Source organism: Glutamicibacter ardleyensis (assembly GCF_014644555.1).
Taxonomy (GTDB): domain Bacteria; phylum Actinomycetota; class Actinomycetes; order Actinomycetales; family Micrococcaceae; genus Glutamicibacter; species Glutamicibacter bergerei.
Genome location: NZ_BMKX01000004.1, coordinates 1 through 18,076, shown reverse-complemented (window position 1 = coordinate 18,076; position 18,076 = coordinate 1). Strand labels below are relative to the sequence as shown.

Below are 18,076 nucleotides of genomic sequence, written 5' to 3'. Positions count from 1 at the left end.
CGCAGTCTGCATCGCTGCCATGACGAAGACTATAAGGACACCCTGGCCAAAGCTATGGTCGACTACCACAGCCAATCCGGGGGTGACTCTATGTACAAAGCCAAGCAACTTTCAGCTCTGGAACGTCACAGAGCGACCCGTCCCGGATCATGTCGAACAGGATGATAAGACGTCGGGGGCTAAGGCAATCAACGCTTGGTTGTGGCGTTTGCATTGAGCGCGTTTCCGGTCATAGTAAGCCCGGCTGGTCGAGTCGAACCTGATCGAGGCGAATGCCGAGAGGAAAAGCGCTCGCTTCAGTCGTTCGTTGCCTGAATGACTGACTCGCTCGGACTTGATCGAGTTGCCCGACTGGCACGTGGTTGGCGCAGCCCGGCGTAGGAAGCCATTGCCGCTGCACTGGTGAAGGTCTTGCCGGAGATCTGAAGCGATTATGACCGCGGCGGTCCTGACAGCGACCCCTGGCATGGATGTCAGAACCAGGTAAAGAGGGTGGGTCTCCACCATGGCTTCCAAGTGCGTGGCCACGTCGACGGGCTGGACATGCAACGAGATCATCTGGCGAGCCAGATGCGAGATGACCAAGCCAGCAGCATCGGTGCCGACCACGACCACTGTTTGCTCATCCAGCGCATCCACGATGACGCTGGCCCAGGCAGTGTGCCTGCGGGCTCTCTCCTTCTTGAACTTCGCACCGACCCGCGCTTTGCCAGCATGCTTCAACGCTTGCTGGGTTGGGCCAAGCGGCGAGGACCTCCAATACGGCGACGTGTTCCAGCCACGGGCCGAGAACGCGTCCCAGTGGCGGATGGATCTGGGTGAACAGCCCGCGGATTCGATTGCTGGTCTGGGTGATCTGGCGTACCGAATCAAGATCAAATCCGTTGAGCATGCCTAAGGTCGCTTCGTCCTCGTCGGAGACTTGGATGCTGTGCAAGGTATGCGGCATGGTTCGTGCCGCGCCTGTGATGATGAAAGTGTCCATTTTTGGCGCCGCGCAACTATACAGCAATCACCTCGCTGCCTTCCAACCTCGGAGGCAACACTCCCCCGGACTATTGGATAAGCAGGGGCAAGAGACCACGCCGAGATTGGCCGGCCGACAGCTACTAGGTTCCGCTGGGTTAATCAGTCAACGATATGACGGGCTCGGAGCATGATCATGCATAACGTCACCGCCCTTTATGCCGATGTTCCCGTTATGCGGAACTTCTGCATGGACGACATATCGAAATCAAGAAACGCGATTTCAAAGTCGGCTTAACCATTAAGGGAATCGAATCAAACGAGAATGTCCGGCGGCGGACGATAGGTGCCCAGTTCAACGTTCAACGGGCGCTTCCGGTCGATAACAGCTTCTTTGAGGCTCATGTCGGGATGCGAATATGCATCTGTAGATTGAGTTCGTTGGTACCCAAGCCATAGTGCATTATCCGCAACACCCATGCCAACCGCGAGAAGGTTCAATGCGGCAGTATGCCGCAGGGTGTGCATCGGGACGCGTTTTTCCCCGAGGCTTGGGCACCCTTGCCACAGCTGTAGCAACGTGAACCATCAGCCGAAGTTCTGATATGTAGAAAAGTTTGTCAAGAGACATAGACGACCGACCTCGAACTATTTTCAGAACCTGTCCGAGGCCGGTCTTCTGGTACCACCGCGAGTTCAAAAAGTGCAGGAGCGTCTTAGCGACGGCAAGGTCAGCCTGATATCCGCGTGTTGGTTAACGCATGACGAATGTTCGGCTGGAGCATACCAAGGTCTAAAATCGAACATCATCAGCAAATACTGATGGCTCATAGAACTTTCTTGGATTAGCTCCTCGTGCAACCTGACCACTTCAAGAATTATCGTGGGGTACGTTTATCAATGATCACCGCTATTAAGCGGCCATCAAGTTCTCCTTGGAAAAAGCCGGAACCTGCTTCGATGCTTCTTGCAGCGGTGCGGCCAGCGCCCAGCCCCAACCGGCCAGCTCCCTAGCAATCGCGGTATTGGCTTTGGTTCTCAGCTTGCCTCGCTTCTCAAAGCCAGCCCACCGATCCGCCAACCGGTGATTACCTTTCAAGGCAGTGATTCGCGTGGTTGAATCCACAAGATCAAACTGTCGCTGTAGCCTAAGGCCGGGTCTGTCGAACGTGGGTTTCTGATGCCATGATGCTTCGACCAGCAGCAGCCGAGCATAGGTGTTGCCGGCCTTCGTAATCGAGCCTTGGGCCCGTTTCTGACCAGAAGAATGCTCACTGGGTACCAACCCCAAGTAGGAGCCGATGCTGCTGCCGGTGAACCGGGTCCAGTCGCCGACCTCTACCGCCAAACCGAACCCGGTGGTCAAAGCTATCCCTCTCATACACATCAACGCATCGATCACCCGCGCATACTCGCACGCCGGGGCGATCTCTTTGATCCGCTGGTCCAAACGGTTCAGATGCGCGGCCAGCAGTTCCAGCAGTTCTTCCTCTGCCTGGTAAAAAAACTCGGACCCGGCCTGCCCGAAGTGCTGCCGGCGCAACCAAGCAGTATGTTTCACCGTCCTTTTGGGATCTGGGGGCAACACCCCCTGACGTAGCAACAGGACGTTGAGGCGCTGTTTGGCCAGTTTCAACGTTTCTGCGCGTGGGGCCGTGTTCGGGAAAGATCGCGTAACGATTCTTGCTCCATGGTCGGGATCCGCACCTGGGCGACTTCCCCGAGCGGCAGGATCTTTGCAAGTCCCATCGCGTCGCCTTTATCCTTTGACATGGTCTCCAGGCGCACGGAGCAGTTTTGATCGGGCTGCGATCATGCAGTCAGCACGGTGATCTCGTAGGTGTCGGGCTGGCGGGTAGCCCGGCTTCGTAGACGGCTTTGGAATCGGTGGGGAACTTTTGGATCCAGTCCAGAACGACTTCGGGTTCTGAGGACATTTTGGTTCGTTGGACGTCGCCGGTGGCTGTATTCAGCGCGCAGGCGACAACGGTTTGGGCATGGACATCCAAACCAATAAAGGTACTCTGAAACATGTCGGGGCCTCCCTTGCCTCAAATGCTGGCTCTACCAGTGAACACCCACAGGCTACTGATCTGGAAGGGGTGTTCGGTGCTGGGTAACCCACGAGAGATTGAGATCGTGGTGGCCCCGACGCTTCCCTTCACCTCATATTGTCTAAGGCATCATGTGAAAGCTGCTTACATAAGCTCCGCAAAATACGGCTGATCCGGGACTGTCCGTACGTTCGCCAGAAGGGGTTCAAAGGTTCGTCTCAGATTATAAGACGATTTGGCTTGTTCAGGACTTTGCAGACGCCCTGCATCAACTTGTTCGCGACTTAAGGGCCTGTCCGGGGTTTGGGTTCAAGCGGTTACATTTTCCTTCCTGAAGAGTCACATAAATCTTCTTAAAATTGAGAAAAGACGGTGAAGGCTTTGCGGATGAGCAAACTTCTTGAATATATCGTTTAAAGATGCAACGACTAAATCTGGCCTGGAAACACGATTTGATTCTATAAATAGTAATAATGGGGCTCTCTGATGAAACTGACCTAGCAAGACCTATGACGAGGATGCCATGCGCGCGAGATCTACAAAAAGACATGGCTCAATAATTCAAGAGGAGGACCAAGTCAATGGTTATAATGAAACAAGAATATCCGCCAGGAAGCGAAAGGTAAGAGTCACTCTTGTCAAATAACCATAATTCGATCGATAATGAACTTCGACAAAAGATGTCTGAACTGGAAAATGAATTACATTTCACTCGCTCTTTTAAAGGAGATCTTGAAGCTCAAAAACAAAAGTTACGCATCCTACTTGCAGAGTACAAGGAACTAGAGGATAGATGCGCGGAAATTGAAGATAATACGAAAAGTATATTAAGAGATCAAAGGGACCACGAGGCAGCGCTCCAAGCGTCATTTGAAGATTCCATAAACGAGGCGAAATTAGAATTCGAAATAAAAGAAAAAGAAATTGAATCAAATTCTTTATCTAACTACAAAAACAATGAGTTAGCACGCGTAGCTAAAGTAGGAACGCCCAGTCCCGTTTTCTCGGGAACATTTAGACTGACGCCAAACTCTTACTTTGGGTCATTGCATCACAAAGATATCCGAATTATTGAGAGAATTGCACTAAATCAAGGAAGTTTAGAGTCGAGACAAGCTATAGCCTTGGCGGCATCGAATCTTAATCTATCTTTGGAAGAGCTACTCATTATAGTTAGAGGATTCAGAGAAAATCTCTTCGATCGAAATGCAATTCAAGTAGCAAAAGATTGGAACATTCGATCTTTGCTGAGCCTTGCACGCGTGCTCACCGATCAAAACCTTTTGCCAAGTGATAAAGCGGATGCAGTGGCAATTTACGAATTTGCTCTCGCTCTATTTGGACCTGGTCGAATCGACGTACGGGCAAGATATCTATTCATTGAAACGATCCAAGAACTTCAAGACTTTGATCGTGGACTTAAACTTCGTGAACTGTTTAATTTTGCCGATACGGACAAAGTGCAGGATGTGCTGTTGCAATGCAATATGGACATGATCCTACATAAAGACGAACAAAAATGGTTGAACAATTTAAACGAGTTATATCTTGAAGATAAACTCGCACCCTTATCACTCGATAATCATGACAATAACGAAATACTACTGGATAGATTATCAGTGCACGCGAAGAGCGTTGATGAGGGACCCTTAGTCTCAGTATTGATGCCCACGCATAACGGATCTGCTTGGATCAAAACTGCAATAAATTCAGTACTTAGGCAGTCATGGACGAATTTAGAGTTAATTATTGTCGATGACCATAGTGAAGAAGAACATTGGAATTATCTTACTGAGTTCGCTCTCCGTGACAATCGCATCAAAACTTTTCGGATGGAGAGCAACCAAGGCGCTTATAGGGTTAGAAACTTCGCTTTCGCACAAGCCAAAGGCGAATTTGTGACTGTCCATGACGATGACGATTGGTCGCACCCGCAAAAGATTGAGCTCCAAGTTAATCAATTGATAAATAACGAAGATCTTCCCGGGAACATGTCATTCCAAACAAGAATTGATGATCAAGACCAATTCTTGCGAATTAATGACAACCCTAGTTTTAACCAAAAAAACTATTCTTCGATGATGTTTCGAAAAAATATGGTCGAGGACTGCGGCGGTTGGGACGACATTAATCGTGCTGCAGACGCCGAATTCCATGATCGAGTCCAACTTCTGACCAAGAACAAAATTGCATTCGTTCAAACTGCCCCCCTGTCATTCATGCGAGCGCGAACTGGCTCTTTGACTTCAGGAGAAATCCGACGCGGGGCTCTGGACTTTGCGCGTCAATCATTTGGCCTGCTTTATGGCAACTGGCACAGAAAGCTAGTCGAAAACGATTCGAGCACGGAATCAGCTACGGAGTCCCTTGATCCTAAACATAGGCATTATCAAGTTCCGGCAAACATGCGCGCTGGGAGAAGACACGATAGACATGAAAAGTTTGACGTAGTATTTCTTACTGATTACAGATTTCCAGGTGGAAACTCTTCGCTAATAGCAGAAGAGATAGATGCGACAGCAAAAGCAGGTCTTAATGTCGCTGTTGTGCATGTCGCTTCGCCTGTACTACGAGCAAATCATGTGTTTAACGACAGAGTTCATACGATTATTTCGGAACATAGCGTGCCGGTGCTATCTCTGACTGATACTTTCGAGACAGACTTGTTAGTTATACGAAACCCCACCGTGCTCCAATTTCTCGATAACTTCACGACTTCAATACACGTTTCCCATGTTGCTGTCATTGCAAACACAGCCCCTATGTCAGCTAACGGTAAGAATTTTTGCTATGACATCAGGGATTGCTTAAAGAATGCTTCGAAAACGTTTGGAACAAATGCTGTTTTATATCCAGAATCGCCACAGACAAGAAAGCTACTTTTGGCCTTGGATCCGACAGCTGAAACTGCGCAGATAGACTGGACTGGATTCATCGATACTGAACTGTTTGCGCATTCTAACAAAAATAAGAATTCACGTCCGATTGTTGGTCGTCATTCGCGTGACCATCAGCTCAAATGGCCTGAAAACCGAAACGATATTGAAGCGGCGTACGTGCAGCCAGGTATTTTCGACACTTTGGTCTTGGGAGGGGCCGGTTCGGTTAAAGAAATAATTCAATTTTCAAGTATGCCGACCGTTAAGGTACTTGAATTCGGTGAGCAGTCTCCTGAGGAATTTTTGATCAACGTTGATTTTTGGGTTTATATGCATCATCCCGATCTCGTAGAGTCTTTCGGAATGTCAATCGTTGAAGCCATGGCTGCAGGGTGCATCGTTGTTCTACCAGGATACATGGAGGCTCTCTTCAAGGACGCAGCGATCTATGCTGAACCTGCTGACGTTAAACAAATTGTCGAGAAATACTGGACCGACACTACTAAACGGAATGAGCAGATTTCTAGGTCATTGGCATTCGTAAGAGACAACTTTTCAGCGGCATCTTTCTTGAACAGGATCCATAAGATCCTGGAGAGCACTTCCGAAATCTCATAGCACAACGCTACAGTATATTTAATGATTCTACTGAGAGGCCCTCATTGACAGGCAATCTTTTCGTATATGGCGGTCCAGTTGCAAGAGACACTGCTTCGGCGTTGGTTGATGTTGGTTTTGAGGAAATCGGATCTGTCATGCGACAGTCTGTCATTAGTGCCTTTAGTGAACCTGGCGCAGCTGGCACCGATATAGAGCATTCTATTGCTAACTTGAGGACTGAAAAACAACGGAAGTTGCTCGTCTCCGACATCAACTCATCATTACCCGCAGAGCTGCGTTCGCAGACAGAAAGAATTGACTGTCTTTTGATGGATTTGGTTGATGAACGTGATGGTACCTGGACCAACAACATCAGACAAGCAGTGACTAACAGCAGTCTGCTAACAGAATCGCGTTTGCTTCAAGATGGCCCGAATGACTTTCGACTCCTAAAATTTGGTGAAGAAGATCATGTGAATGAATACCGCAAAGCAATAGAAAAATTTTCATTATTTATCCATCAAGAAAAATTATCGGAGAAGTTATTTATCATCTGTAATTATTGGACGAGTGAAAGCAGGGAAGGTGAAAGTCATCCATTTGGGAATAGTCGACTTGACCCGGAGATCATGAACTCGTTGTACCCACAATATTACGGGGTTCTGGAAGAACATTTCAGTAGCAATATGATCTATGTTCCGAAAAACCTTTGCCTCACGTCACGTGAGCACCAATTCGGAGCTTCTCCGTTCACTTATACAGGGGGCTTCTATAAATATCTTACGGACAAAATTATATTCAGAAAATTAGGGACTACCGATGGAATCAGTTAAATCGTTCTCTTATGATGAAAAGAATTATAGTCTAGAGTTCCATTCGCCAAAGGATCACATTGCCAGGCAAGTGGGAATGGGGAAAACATTCTATGAAATTGAATTATTGAACGCGATAAAACCATTTATTAACCACAATGATTTGGTCATTGATGTCGGCGCGAACATTGGAAATCATTCAATTTTCTTCGCTGGTACAAGGGACTGTAATGTCATAGCATTCGAACCTTATCCGACTTCCTTTCAGCTCCTGTTGAAGAATATTAAGGCCAATAAATTACTAACGTCTATCTCGGCACGTAATTGCGCGGTGGGTCGTACGGCCGGTTTCGCCAAGGTCACTTCCGTAGATGAGGGCAACTTAGGCGCCACACGACTCGGAACTGTCGGCGAAGGAGAAATTATTGTACGCACGTTAGATAGCTTTATAAGTAGCTTTAATGCGGCAGTTAAGCTCTTAAAAATCGATGTCGAGGGTATGGAAGCTGATGTGTTGAAGGGCGCTGGCCAGCTGCTGACGATTGATCGACCAATCGTTGTTTGCGAAGCAATTAGCGACGAGGACTATCATCAGGTTGAGAACATATTAGCAGACTACGGATATTCTCGTACAGAGATATTTAATTACTCCGCAACCCATCTATTCCTACCGAAAGAATGGACTGGTAGTGGTAATTATTCGAGGGTGAACTACTATGAGGACGCGCTCGAACGTATGAATCTGAGAGTTCGCAAAATTTGGTCAGAACAGACACAGTTTCGACAGTTCATGAGCGAAACGCGCGAAACCCTAAAGGATATCAAAAATATTGTGGAGATTGACCGAAAGGAATCGGATTGACAAGGAATAGACCTCCAACGAAGGAACATAATATTTTAGTGGATTTATTAGGTGTATCTCCTACCTTAAATGCTGAGAATTCTAATAAACTCATTATCGCCGTTATCTGCGAATCTCATCTCATACGATTGTTAAGTAACGAATACCATGTTTTTGATCTGATTCCGGGTACCGTCTCTTGTTTCTTAGAAGAAATTAGACCTGACTATGTAGTTGTTCAAGCTTCTAAAACCAGTTCAGGCGTTTGGATGGGGAGCCATGAGGGACGATCGATGAGCCCTGATTTAGAGGCAATTCGTACTTATGGTGAATTAAAAATGGGTCGCATAATTGTAATTCGCGATAAATTCTCTCTCGATTCAATATTGTTTACTTTATCGAAAGATATTTTTCCTAACCAGCATTTTTTTGAACGCGTTGAAGGGAAACCGCGTCGCTCACAGGTTTACGAGATAGTCCATAATTTCTCGAGATCCCTAAACAATACAGTGTAGGATATAATGAAAATACTAAATTTATTATCAAAAGGTATAACTTCTTTCGATGAATCTCTTGAGGATTTTATAATATCCTTAGAAAGGGATGGTAATTTAATAGAAACTAAAGACAAAGACCTTTTAGGTGATCTTTCGCAAAGCAGCGAGTTATTAGATAAGGCATTCTCTAAAGAGCGCAAGTTGGCCTGGGAGCTCTATAAATCTATCGATAGCACGCAATATGATTTTCTAGTTGTTCCGGGTATATCCTTGTCTCGGGCACTGTTGGGCAACGCGTCAATGCACGGTAAAATCATTACTGTCATCACTAAAAATGATGAGATACTTCTCGATAAAAAAGTATTTTCTGAGAACTATATTCTTCATACTATTACGAATTCCGCAGCAGTTATTGTTGATACAAAAAACAGCGTGCATCTGAAGTCGATGGCATCTGAAACTGCCGATCGTGTATTCTACCCAAACGAATTAATAGCTCATAAGTTGATTAACTTGCAGGGGCGCAACGCGGCGAATTACCTCTCATGGCGGTCTTCCGAACACCGAATGATTATTTTCAGTCGATCCATTTCGGATTATAAACGCGTAATCGTTGAGGATCATAATATCGCCTGCCTGCCGGCGCGACTCATGCCGATGCTTGACAACACCGCCGGACATATCAGTATTTCTGACTCCTCTAATGGTGAGAACCCTAATGAGATTATTTATTCTGAGGATGAATATGCTAAGAGTGTCAGATCGTCTATTTATAAACTGAAAAAACTCGTGAGCGAAGTCGACGCTCAGATTTTAGTCGTTGAATCCTTGCCAATCGCTAATTACTGCTTTCAGCATTTTGAAATGAAGCGCTTTTCCTTCTTATGGATAAATGAATCCAACATCTCGGAATTTAGGAACTTAGACGAAGCGCGGAAAGAAATTTTCTTTTCCTTGGATAAACGATTGATAGTATCCAACGAAATGCTGCGAACCGAGTTGGAAATGGACAATGTTTCGAGTATCGGTAAGATTCTAGTTTGGCCGTTCGTGGGGAGCACGGATGGTCCAAAATTTCATCCAGATGTGGACTTCAGTCGGTACGGAGTAGTTCGAGCCTTCAATATGGTCCAGGGTGGGTCAGTTCCTCAAATGAATGATGTGCATAGAACTAAGTTATTATTGGCTGGACATGATTTTAAGTTTTCTAAACAAATTATTAATGAAATTCGTTCATTGGGAACCGTCGATATCTTTGAAGATGAATGGACTGCGCAGCACGTCCATGATGTTGCCCGTTCTCGTGAAGCTTTACGTGATAAAGATGTAATTTGGTGCGAATTCGCGTCCAGAAATCTAGTTTGGTATTCGAAGAATAAATTACCTTATCAAAAGCTTGTTGTACGTATGCATGGGTACGAAGTTCGAGGTCCGTGGATTGACGGAACTTTATTCGAGAATGTTGACAAGTGGATTTTTGTATCTGAGTTACTTAGGGATGAAGCTATTGAGAAGTTTGCAATTCCTTTCGATAAGTGCCTTGTAATAGGAAATGCGGTAGATTCAATCGATTTTGATCGACCTAAATATAGCGATTCAAGATTTAATCTGGGACTAGTTGGCATCGTCCCAATGATTAAGCGTGCGGACCGGGCACTGGATTTGTTGGCTTCGCTTAGATCTGTGGACACGCGCTATACATTGCACATTAAGAGTAGGCATCCTTTTGAGTTCCAATGGTTGTGGGATGATATCGACCTTCACGACTCATATCTGAGTTTTTACCGCCGCATCACGAGTGATCCTTTACTTCGAGGAGCCGTCGCTTTTTCGGAGCATGGACCTGATATGGGGCATTGGTTCCGAAGAGTGGGCTGGATTCTATCGCCAAGCGTCAGGGAATCTTTCCATTTGGCTCCAATGGAAGGTATGGCGTCAGGCGCTATTCCTCTTATTTGGGATAGAGCCGGAGCATCTGAAATTTTTCCTCGAGATAATATCTTCTCTAGTATTGAACATATTTCTAGTTACGTGCATGCTTCGAATCTTTCGTTAGATCGTTTCGCTGAACTATCGTCACAAGCGAAAACTTACGCATCTAAATACGATGTTAGGAATGTAACGGAAATGATCTCTGAAGTGTTATTTGGCTGACAGATTACCTCCGTATCGCCAAGTAATGTCAGATGTAAGTTTGCCTGAGATACTGTGACATGCAAATTGATTTGTAATTGTAATAGTCACACCGACTGTTGCCAAATAGGACGTGAGGGTACCGCCGTTCTTGCAACCATGTGTGTAATCTCGTTTCATTGTGGATACTGAATCTCAATACTTCGTACACAGCTACCAACAGTCATGATCTGTTGGTAGCTGACGAACGATCATTGATGGCAGAAGATCGTGGGGATCTGTTCTTCTTGCGTCTGGAGCAAGACACGGTATCGCTCCACCTTCTTCTCCCATTGAAGCGTCGTCAGCGCCATCTGAATCCCTCTGATCGAATACGACCTGTTTCGTGCCAATGCCTTAGTAAGTACTTTTAACCACCTTTGAGTCGCGTCAACAGAACTCGGATCTCCTCAGAAACGTCAGCAGGGATCACCACATAATCATTATTGACTTGGATTTTCGCCGAACGAACACCCCTCAAATCGGTGATAATCCGTTTCAAGCTCATCCCGGAGAGCTCCTGCAAATGCCGGCCAATCGCCATCGCAGCGAACACGACAGTCAGATGAGCATCAATTCTTCAGCAGAAGTAGTTGGTAGCGGGTGTGCGCCGAAAGGATGTGAAACCTCGTGACTTCGTAGACACTGAAACTCATCACTTCGTGGACAACCGATCTCAATACTTTGTACACAGCTACCGACGGCTCCCATTCGAAGCCGCCGGCAACAGCTGACTAACGATAATCAAAGACCTCGGGCATGTCTTCTTCCCGCGCTACATACTGGGCCTGGTATTCGGCGGCCTTCCGGCTCCACTGCTTGGTTGGGTTCGCCAACTGAATTCCTCTGATCGAGTACGAGGACACAAACCGCTGATGAACACGCAATGCCACCATGGGCAACGGGAAGCTCAACACCACTTCCGCGGTATCAGGATACGACAAAATGAATTCGTCTTCGGTGATGGTCCTCAGGAACTGTCGGTCGGCATAGGTCTGCGGCAGTGAGATCTGCTTGCCCCGATAATAAGCTTGGCAGTTGTCTTTATTGACTCGCACCAGCAACTGATGACTTTCCCGGTCCATATCAGGCACGTGCCGGTCCGTGAGCTTGTTCAGGATGTTGCCGGTTTTCGAAATGACAAGGTCAGCGCGTTCCACGGCCGAGCTGCTGATACGGCGCTTCATCAGGTATTCAGCAGCTTTGGCTTCCAACAGCTCCCAGGCCTTCTGCGGCGTTGCCTGATTCAAGGACTGATGTGGACGGCGCTGGTTGCAATGCTCACGGTAGCGGCGGAGCAGTTTCTGCACGTCAGCAAGATTTTGGGGTTTGTTGGCTTTGAGGATCTGCTGAAGGGTCTGGTGCGAACGTTCATTCTTGCCCTGAGTGATCGGTCTGCCCGGTAGTCCTGTGATCGGCATGCTTCCCTGAGAAGCTAAGTAGGCCTCCACGATGCCGATGGTTCCGCCGCGAAGCTGGGTGAATGCCTTGGAGTTATCGCTGAGGACTTCCTTGGGTGGCCCGTATACAATAATGGCGTGGGCGAGCACTTGTTGCGCATCGCCGCTGTTCTCGTGGCGAGCGTACGCGCTGGAGCCCACATCGAATCGCGTCGCGTCATCGATGAGCTGGTAGACGGTCACCACCTGATCAGAGAGGGTTCTGTACTCGAATGCGTCGAGTTGCCACAGCGCCATGGCGGTGGAGCGCACGAAGGGGACGTAGGAGGATTTAGGGCGCTTGCGCGGGCTGCGTTCAACATGCCCGACACTGGCCAGCAGCCGCGCAATGGTTGCCACGGACGGGATCTGTCCGCAGGGAAATTCATCCAGGATGGTCGCTTCGTAATGGATGTTTTCGGTCCGTAGTCCCAGCCGTCTCTTTTGAGTTCTTTACGGATCCTGACCAGTTCGTTGATTACTTCGGGACCGTAGCGTCTGGCTGGTAGTTTCGGGGCTCTGGAGCGCGGGTGGAGCGCCCCGGCCGATTCTAGGGTGGATCGTTCGCGGAGGCGGTAGAAGATGCTTCGCGAGATTTTCTGGGTCTTGCAGAATTCGCTGATCGTCAGGGCATCGGGCTGTGTCGGATCGAAACTGATGATCATCGCGCACAGGCGTGTAGAGAGTGCGTTAGGCATGGAAATGAGCGTGCCAGAAAGTCACGTCGCAAATGTCCACGAAGTGGTGAGACATCGTGTCCACGATGTCATGAGATCGTGTGTCCACAAAGTCTTGAGACAGGACATTCTTACAACCGAGTACCGATGAATTCTTACGACTTGGTATCACGATTCCGATTAGACGGTACCGCCGCCCAGGTTAACCTCAACCCACTAATTATCAAAGACGAATGCACCGACCTAACGCCATTAGGTGGCCAACGAGTCGACCAGCATTACCTTGTGGAGCACAAGTCTCATGAGCTCGAACGACAAGCAAGGTGCGTGCCCTCGAATGGCACGTCAGCGTAATGCGCAACTCAATATACGGTTGGTACGTATACAATGGCACCCATCTACACATTCAAGGCAGGCACAGCCCGCACGGCGGACTTTGCACCGAGGAACACGCCAAGATCTTTTATTCCTGTCGGACGGGCTGCAGTAGGTTGGCCCAAGTCCATATCCCGACGGAGCGAGCCACAACGGAATCGTTGCTGAGACCTGCGGTACCCGGTAGCCAGAACAGCAGTTTCAAGTAGTCAGAAGAGCGGTACCTTCAAGCACTATTCTGCACTCAAGCTTCTCCACAGCGAATACGTTGACCAGCACCGCCGGCCTGATACTCCCACGATGGGCTACGACCGTTTCTGCAAGAGATACCAACGCTTTGTGCTGGAGTCCAATGTTGCTTCCCGCGTCGAACACAAAGCGGGGATGAGCGTGGAAGTGGACTGGTCAGGACCGACCATGACACGCACAGATCCGCTGACCGGGGTACCTTCAAAGGTGTACTTGTTCGTCGCTTGCTTGCCGTTCAGCCGGTACGCTTTCGTCGAAGCAACCTTGAACATGAACCAGGATTCCTGGCTCAGAGCGCACGTGAGCATGTTCGAAACCTTCACAGGCAACGTCCCGCGGATCGTGCCGGACAACCTGAAAACAGGCGTGACCCGCCATCCAAACGATGGTGAGATCGTGCATCAACGATGCCTACCGGCACATGGCGGCGCACTACAGTACTGCTGTGCTGCCAGGGCGGGTACGCAAGCCGAAAGACAAAGCCAGCGTAGAGAACACGGTTGGCCATATCGCTACCTGGGTCATCGCCGGTTTGCGGCACAGCACCTATACCAGCTTGAACGAATTACGCCAGGCAATCCGCGAACGGGTCCACGCCTACAACGCGCAGCCTTTTCAGAAGCGTGCTGGCTCGCGTACCAGCGTGTTCCACGAACAAGAGCAGCCTCTGCTGCATCCCTCGCCGACCGTGCCATATGTCATCAGCACCTGGGTTTACGGGCGCAAAGTCGCGAAGAACAGCTACGTCTCGTACAAGCGGAACTATTATTCGGTTCCGGTCGCCTATCTCGGGGCCAGCGTGGACTTGCGCGTCACTGACACGGTGCTGGAAATCTTCAAGGACATCAGCGGTTGGGTAGCCATGTGCTGCTGCCCGCGCAGAGTGTGAACCAGCACCAAACGAATGATTCGGATATCCCGGCAGAACACCGCTTGACTCAATGGGATCCGCAGCGAGTGCGGACGTGGGGACAACGGTGTGGAGTGCAGACTTTGGAAGTGGTTGACCGGATTTTTGCTGCAGTCCAGGATCAGGAACAAGGGATCAACCCTGCATTAGCGGTGCTGCGGTTAACCCAGATTTTTCATCAGCTATCTGACGGCCGCCGAAATCCGATACCCAGGATTCCCGGCGGCCGTTTCTGATTCCACCCACGCCAAAGAGCGCCTGAACCATCGACGCTGAATGCCAAGCTCCACCACCTGGACTATAAAGATCTTTCAAACCAGAGAAACAAAGAAACCACCATTTCAGGCAGCCAGCTGGCCGTGCCGCCACCGCTGGAACAACACGTCAACACCCTCGTTCAGTTGGCGTAACAGCCGCGCTTCTGGTGCTCTTGCCGAGATTAACAGCCGGCGCTGCCGACCACCAGAAACAACTTTCCCCGCCATCGAAAACAACCGGTACCGCCACCGCTTCAAATCCCACACCGAAGCCTCATGACCACCAGGCAACACGGCCAGCTGCAGCCAAGACACCAAATTCACCGCGAACATCGCCAGGTCAGCCCACGCCTGATTAGCAGCAAAAGACCAATACGGCAGCTTGCCCAACCCCGTGCTCTTGAACGTTTTAATCCGATTCTCGCACCGACCACGCGCCCGGTGCCGGGCATCGAGGAACGCCACATTGAACCGCGGAGCATTGGTCAAGAACGCCGTCACCCGGTTCCCGTCAGTATCGAACAAATTCGCTTTCGCCCCGGGATGCAAAGGCTCAGCGCGCAAATAAATCCTTGTTCCTGGCGGGTAGTCCTTCAGCTCCAAAACCTTCGTCGCATCAATCACCCACGCATCATCACGTTCCTGCCCGTCAGAAGTGAGTGCTGGTTCCCAGTACTTCTTCTGATCAATCCAACGGACGAACCGCTCCTTGATGACCGGCAGCGAATACGAGGTGGAGAACTGGACCCCCAACGAATCCAGGTGGTGCAAGAACTCCCGGGACGACCCAGCACTATCGGTACGGACCAGGATCTTCTCACCGACCAGGTTTCCGTGCTCGTCATAGAAATCATCAGGCAACTGAGCCAATGCTTGGCCGAGCACCTCGATATGGGATTTTGCGCAGTTCGCGCCCCGGTTTCCCGGGCGCAACTGCACGGCGAGGACTTCTCCGGTGCCGTGGGCTTTGCCATAATCGGCCATGGCGATCATCGGTGAAAAGCCGTATCCGCCTTTATACGTCCCTGCGCTGGATTCTTTCTCGGAATGAACATGAACCAACGCGGCGTCGAGGTCGATAATCAGCGGATTGGCTGCCGTAGCCAGCCGGGCTGGATTCCGGGGCCCGGCCGCCGCCCAAACCTTGGAACGCAGACTCCGGGTCATGGTGGCGAACCCGTAGGAGAAAGCCTCCGGCTGATCTTTGACACGGCCTATGAACCGGCTAACCGTGGCATCCGACGCTACAGGACCGAAGAGTTCTGGTGCGGTGCGCAGCTGGTCAATATCTGTGGCTTGTTCACCGCCAGCCGCCAACGATAGAGCCAGTGCTCCGAGGATTTTTCCTGGACGGTGCGTCGCGGAGGCTGGCACGAACTGGCTGAATCGGTCCTCGCAGAGCCTGCGGAAGTCCAAGGCGTTCAGGAAACTGGTCAGCACCGACAACCCTGCGTGAGAGACCAAGGTTTGGCCGGTGAGTTGGGTCGGGATGGCAGGGAAAACTTGGGTAGAATGGTTCACAGAAAAGGTGATCCTTCGAACGGATATTTTGGAAGCTTAGACACTCCCATTTTCCCAGTTCAGATCACCTTTTCATCTTTTAAGTCAGTTAATGACTACCGGCCTTCATGAAATACCCGGGTTAAGCCGTAAGTACACTTCAGGAAGGTTGGAAGCAGCACGCAGAATCGCTTTGGAAAGTGCTACCCACTCGCCGCGATACGCTCATTTGGAGCCGATCTTGAAGACTGGGCGGGACAAGAACCTCATTGCTGAAGTCCCTGTTGTTGCCGATTCTGGTGGCTACGTCCGTGGTAGCGCTTACTACGCCGGAGGACAGCGATGAGCGGTTTGGATCTGGAGACCAAAAGAAAGCTGCGCGAGATGGGTGCGGTTGAATTGCTGCATGCGGTCGAAGCACAGGACGAGTCATTGAGCATGAGCCTGAGGTTCAATGAGCGGATGCGGATGGCCGTGGACGAAGCACATTCGGCCTACACCACGGGACAAGTGGGAGGGCTGGTTCGGCGGTCCAAGCTTCGTTACCCCGATGCTGACCTGCGGACCTTGGATTTCGTCGAAGAGCGTGGCCTAGACCAAACCACTTTGGCTTCGTTGGGCAGTTGCGGTTTCATCGCCCAGAACCATAACGTGGTTTTCCAAGGCTTCACGGGCTCAGGGAAGTCCTATCTGGTGTGCGCGTTGGCTAAGCAGGCGTGCCGTCATCAGATTCGTACTTTTTACGTGCTGATGCCGGACTTTGAAGAAGAATGGGTTCAAGCTCAGGACAAGCCGTTGGGCGCTTCGAAATTCTTGAAGAAATACGGGTCGTACACACTGCTGGTCATTGATGATTGGTTGTTGGATCGTCCTGATGGCGATTTCCTTCGAATGCTTCTGGAGCTGATGGAACGCCGTTATGGAACTTCATCGACGGTGTTCTGCACACAGTATCCGAAGAAGGATTGGCATCAGCGGCTCGGCTCCGGGCTTCATGCAGACGCGATCATGGATCGGATCATTCAAAACACTACGTGGTTCGAGACCGGGACGTACAACATGCGTGAACAGTTGAGCTCTTCTTAACCAGGAATGATGTTGGGGTCCAGTGGTTCCCTTCCGAGAGATCACTGGCTCCCAACGGTAATACTCGTGGTCCCCATCGGCAATATCTAGTCGTACCCAGACCTACGAATATTCACTGATGTACAGAAGCCCGCTGGGAAGCTTCTATGAAGCCATATCAAGAGGCTGGATTAGTGCCACCGCCAAACCTGAGAAGTCGTTGAAAAACCATCCACATTCCAGTGAAGACAATGTAGTGATGAGACACGATTTAATGGGTGCAATTTATCTTGCCAGCGGGTCCCAGGCCTGCCAATACCATTAGCGATGTACCGAGATTTCACACCAAATCTCCGGAATAGCGGTACCGGATCGCACTATTCGGCAACATACATAAACATAATTCGATTCAAATATGAAGAATTTAGGATGAAAATTTCCTTCTTATAGAGTGCCTTTGTTTGAGAAAATTTTCACACGATATGATCATTTCTGAATAGAGCATGACACTGTAACTTTAGACTCTACCGGAAGTGTTTTTGAATGATTTTATTGGAATCATCACATTCTCTGGAAACGATAAAATCAGTGACATAATTGTAGAAATTTTCCGCATAATGAAATGGTGCAATGCCCCACTGATGCGCCCTGGTAGTTACGCAAAGATTCCTTGGAACGTAGATAATTCTATCGCTAAAATACTCTTCTAATATTGCATAGTAAGTATGGCTCTGATTTTTCAAAAACGGTCACCAGCCAGTCAGATCTTGTAGTCAAACACCC

General features: G+C 49.3%; 13 protein-coding genes and 3 pseudogenes. 8 read left to right on the top strand and 8 right to left on the bottom strand.

Translation table 11 applies throughout. The annotated features are described in order from the left end of the window. Positions 1 to 147 precede the first annotated feature (147 nt). The 5 genes from IEX04_RS18795 to IEX04_RS09375 all read right to left on the bottom strand — a co-directional run bounded on the left by IEX04_RS18795 (position 148) and on the right by IEX04_RS09375 (position 2,999). Complete coding sequence (locus IEX04_RS18795; protein WP_229677083.1) at positions 148 to 639, bottom strand: transposase; 492 nt, start codon at positions 637 to 639, stop codon at positions 148 to 150. Then, positions 623 to 985: an IS110 family transposase gene (locus IEX04_RS18790; RefSeq protein WP_229677082.1), complete on the bottom strand. Its 363-nt coding sequence runs from the start codon at positions 983 to 985 to the stop codon at positions 623 to 625. Before IEX04_RS18790 ends, IEX04_RS18795 begins: the two co-directional genes overlap by 17 nt. An 894-nt stretch (positions 986 to 1,879) precedes the next feature. Continuing rightward, positions 1,880 to 2,527 (bottom strand): transposase, encoded by a 648-nt coding sequence (locus IEX04_RS09385; RefSeq protein ID WP_188685300.1) that lies wholly within the window; start codon positions 2,525 to 2,527, stop codon positions 1,880 to 1,882. A 71-nt stretch (positions 2,528 to 2,598) separates the two neighbouring features. Then, positions 2,599 to 2,739 (bottom strand): hypothetical protein, encoded by a 141-nt coding sequence (locus tag IEX04_RS09380; protein WP_188685298.1) that lies wholly within the window; start codon positions 2,737 to 2,739, stop codon positions 2,599 to 2,601. Between the two features lie 47 nt (positions 2,740 to 2,786). Further along, positions 2,787 to 2,999, bottom strand: a complete 213-nt coding sequence (locus IEX04_RS09375) for a hypothetical protein (protein ID WP_188685296.1) — start codon at positions 2,997 to 2,999, stop codon at positions 2,787 to 2,789. A gap of 701 nt (positions 3,000 to 3,700) precedes the next feature. On the opposite strand from IEX04_RS09375, the gene IEX04_RS09370 reads away from it, so the two are divergent. The 5 genes from IEX04_RS09370 to IEX04_RS09350 are packed head-to-tail and all read left to right on the top strand — an operon-like array spanning position 3,701 to position 10,803. Continuing rightward, a complete protein-coding gene (locus IEX04_RS09370; protein WP_188685294.1) occupies positions 3,701 to 6,517 on the top strand; it encodes a glycosyltransferase in 2,817 nt (938 codons plus the stop codon). Positions 6,518 to 6,561: 44 nt separating this feature from the next. After that, the gene (locus IEX04_RS09365) at positions 6,562 to 7,332 is read left to right on the top strand and encodes a DUF6270 domain-containing protein (protein WP_188685292.1); all 771 of its coding nucleotides are present in this window, start codon (positions 6,562 to 6,564) and stop codon (positions 7,330 to 7,332) included. Further along, positions 7,319 to 8,173, top strand: a complete 855-nt coding sequence (locus IEX04_RS09360; protein ID WP_188685290.1) for an FkbM family methyltransferase — start codon at positions 7,319 to 7,321, stop codon at positions 8,171 to 8,173. The genes IEX04_RS09365 and IEX04_RS09360 overlap by 14 nt, the downstream gene beginning before the upstream one ends. Before the next feature lie 38 nt (positions 8,174 to 8,211). Further along, on the top strand, positions 8,212 to 8,667 hold the full coding sequence (locus tag IEX04_RS09355; protein WP_188685288.1) for a hypothetical protein: 456 nt from the start codon (positions 8,212 to 8,214) through the stop codon (positions 8,665 to 8,667). 6 nt (positions 8,668 to 8,673) lie between these two features. After that, positions 8,674 to 10,803, top strand: coding sequence for a glycosyltransferase family protein (locus tag IEX04_RS09350; RefSeq protein WP_188685286.1), 2,130 nt, complete (start codon positions 8,674 to 8,676; stop codon positions 10,801 to 10,803). Positions 10,804 to 11,555: 752 nt separating this feature from the next. On the opposite strand, the pseudogene IEX04_RS09345 reads toward IEX04_RS09350, so the two are convergent. Next, positions 11,556 to 12,958, bottom strand: a pseudogene (locus tag IEX04_RS09345) (integrase core domain-containing protein). A gap of 597 nt (positions 12,959 to 13,555) precedes the next feature. Here IEX04_RS09345 and istA point away from each other — a divergent pair. Then, positions 13,556 to 14,641 (top strand): annotated as a pseudogene (istA, locus tag IEX04_RS09340) (IS21 family transposase); the annotation flags it as partial. 171 nt (positions 14,642 to 14,812) lie between these two features. On the opposite strand, the gene IEX04_RS09335 reads toward istA, so the two are convergent. Further along, positions 14,813 to 16,249, bottom strand: coding sequence for an IS1380 family transposase (locus tag IEX04_RS09335; protein WP_188685284.1), 1,437 nt, complete (start codon positions 16,247 to 16,249; stop codon positions 14,813 to 14,815). A gap of 121 nt (positions 16,250 to 16,370) precedes the next feature. Here IEX04_RS09335 and IEX04_RS09330 point away from each other — a divergent pair. Both IEX04_RS09330 and IEX04_RS09325 read left to right on the top strand, forming a co-directional pair. Continuing rightward, a pseudogene (locus IEX04_RS09330) lies at positions 16,371 to 16,574 on the top strand (IS21 family transposase); the annotation flags it as partial. After that, a complete protein-coding gene (locus IEX04_RS09325; protein ID WP_188685282.1) occupies positions 16,571 to 17,314 on the top strand; it encodes an ATP-binding protein in 744 nt (247 codons plus the stop codon). The pseudogene IEX04_RS09330 and the gene IEX04_RS09325, both read left to right, overlap by 4 nt. Before the next feature lie 503 nt (positions 17,315 to 17,817). Here IEX04_RS09325 and IEX04_RS19135 read toward each other — a convergent pair. Next, entirely contained in the window at positions 17,818 to 18,036 is a 219-nt protein-coding gene (locus IEX04_RS19135; protein ID WP_382344667.1) for a DUF6270 domain-containing protein, read from the bottom strand. Positions 18,037 to 18,076 lie beyond the last annotated feature (40 nt).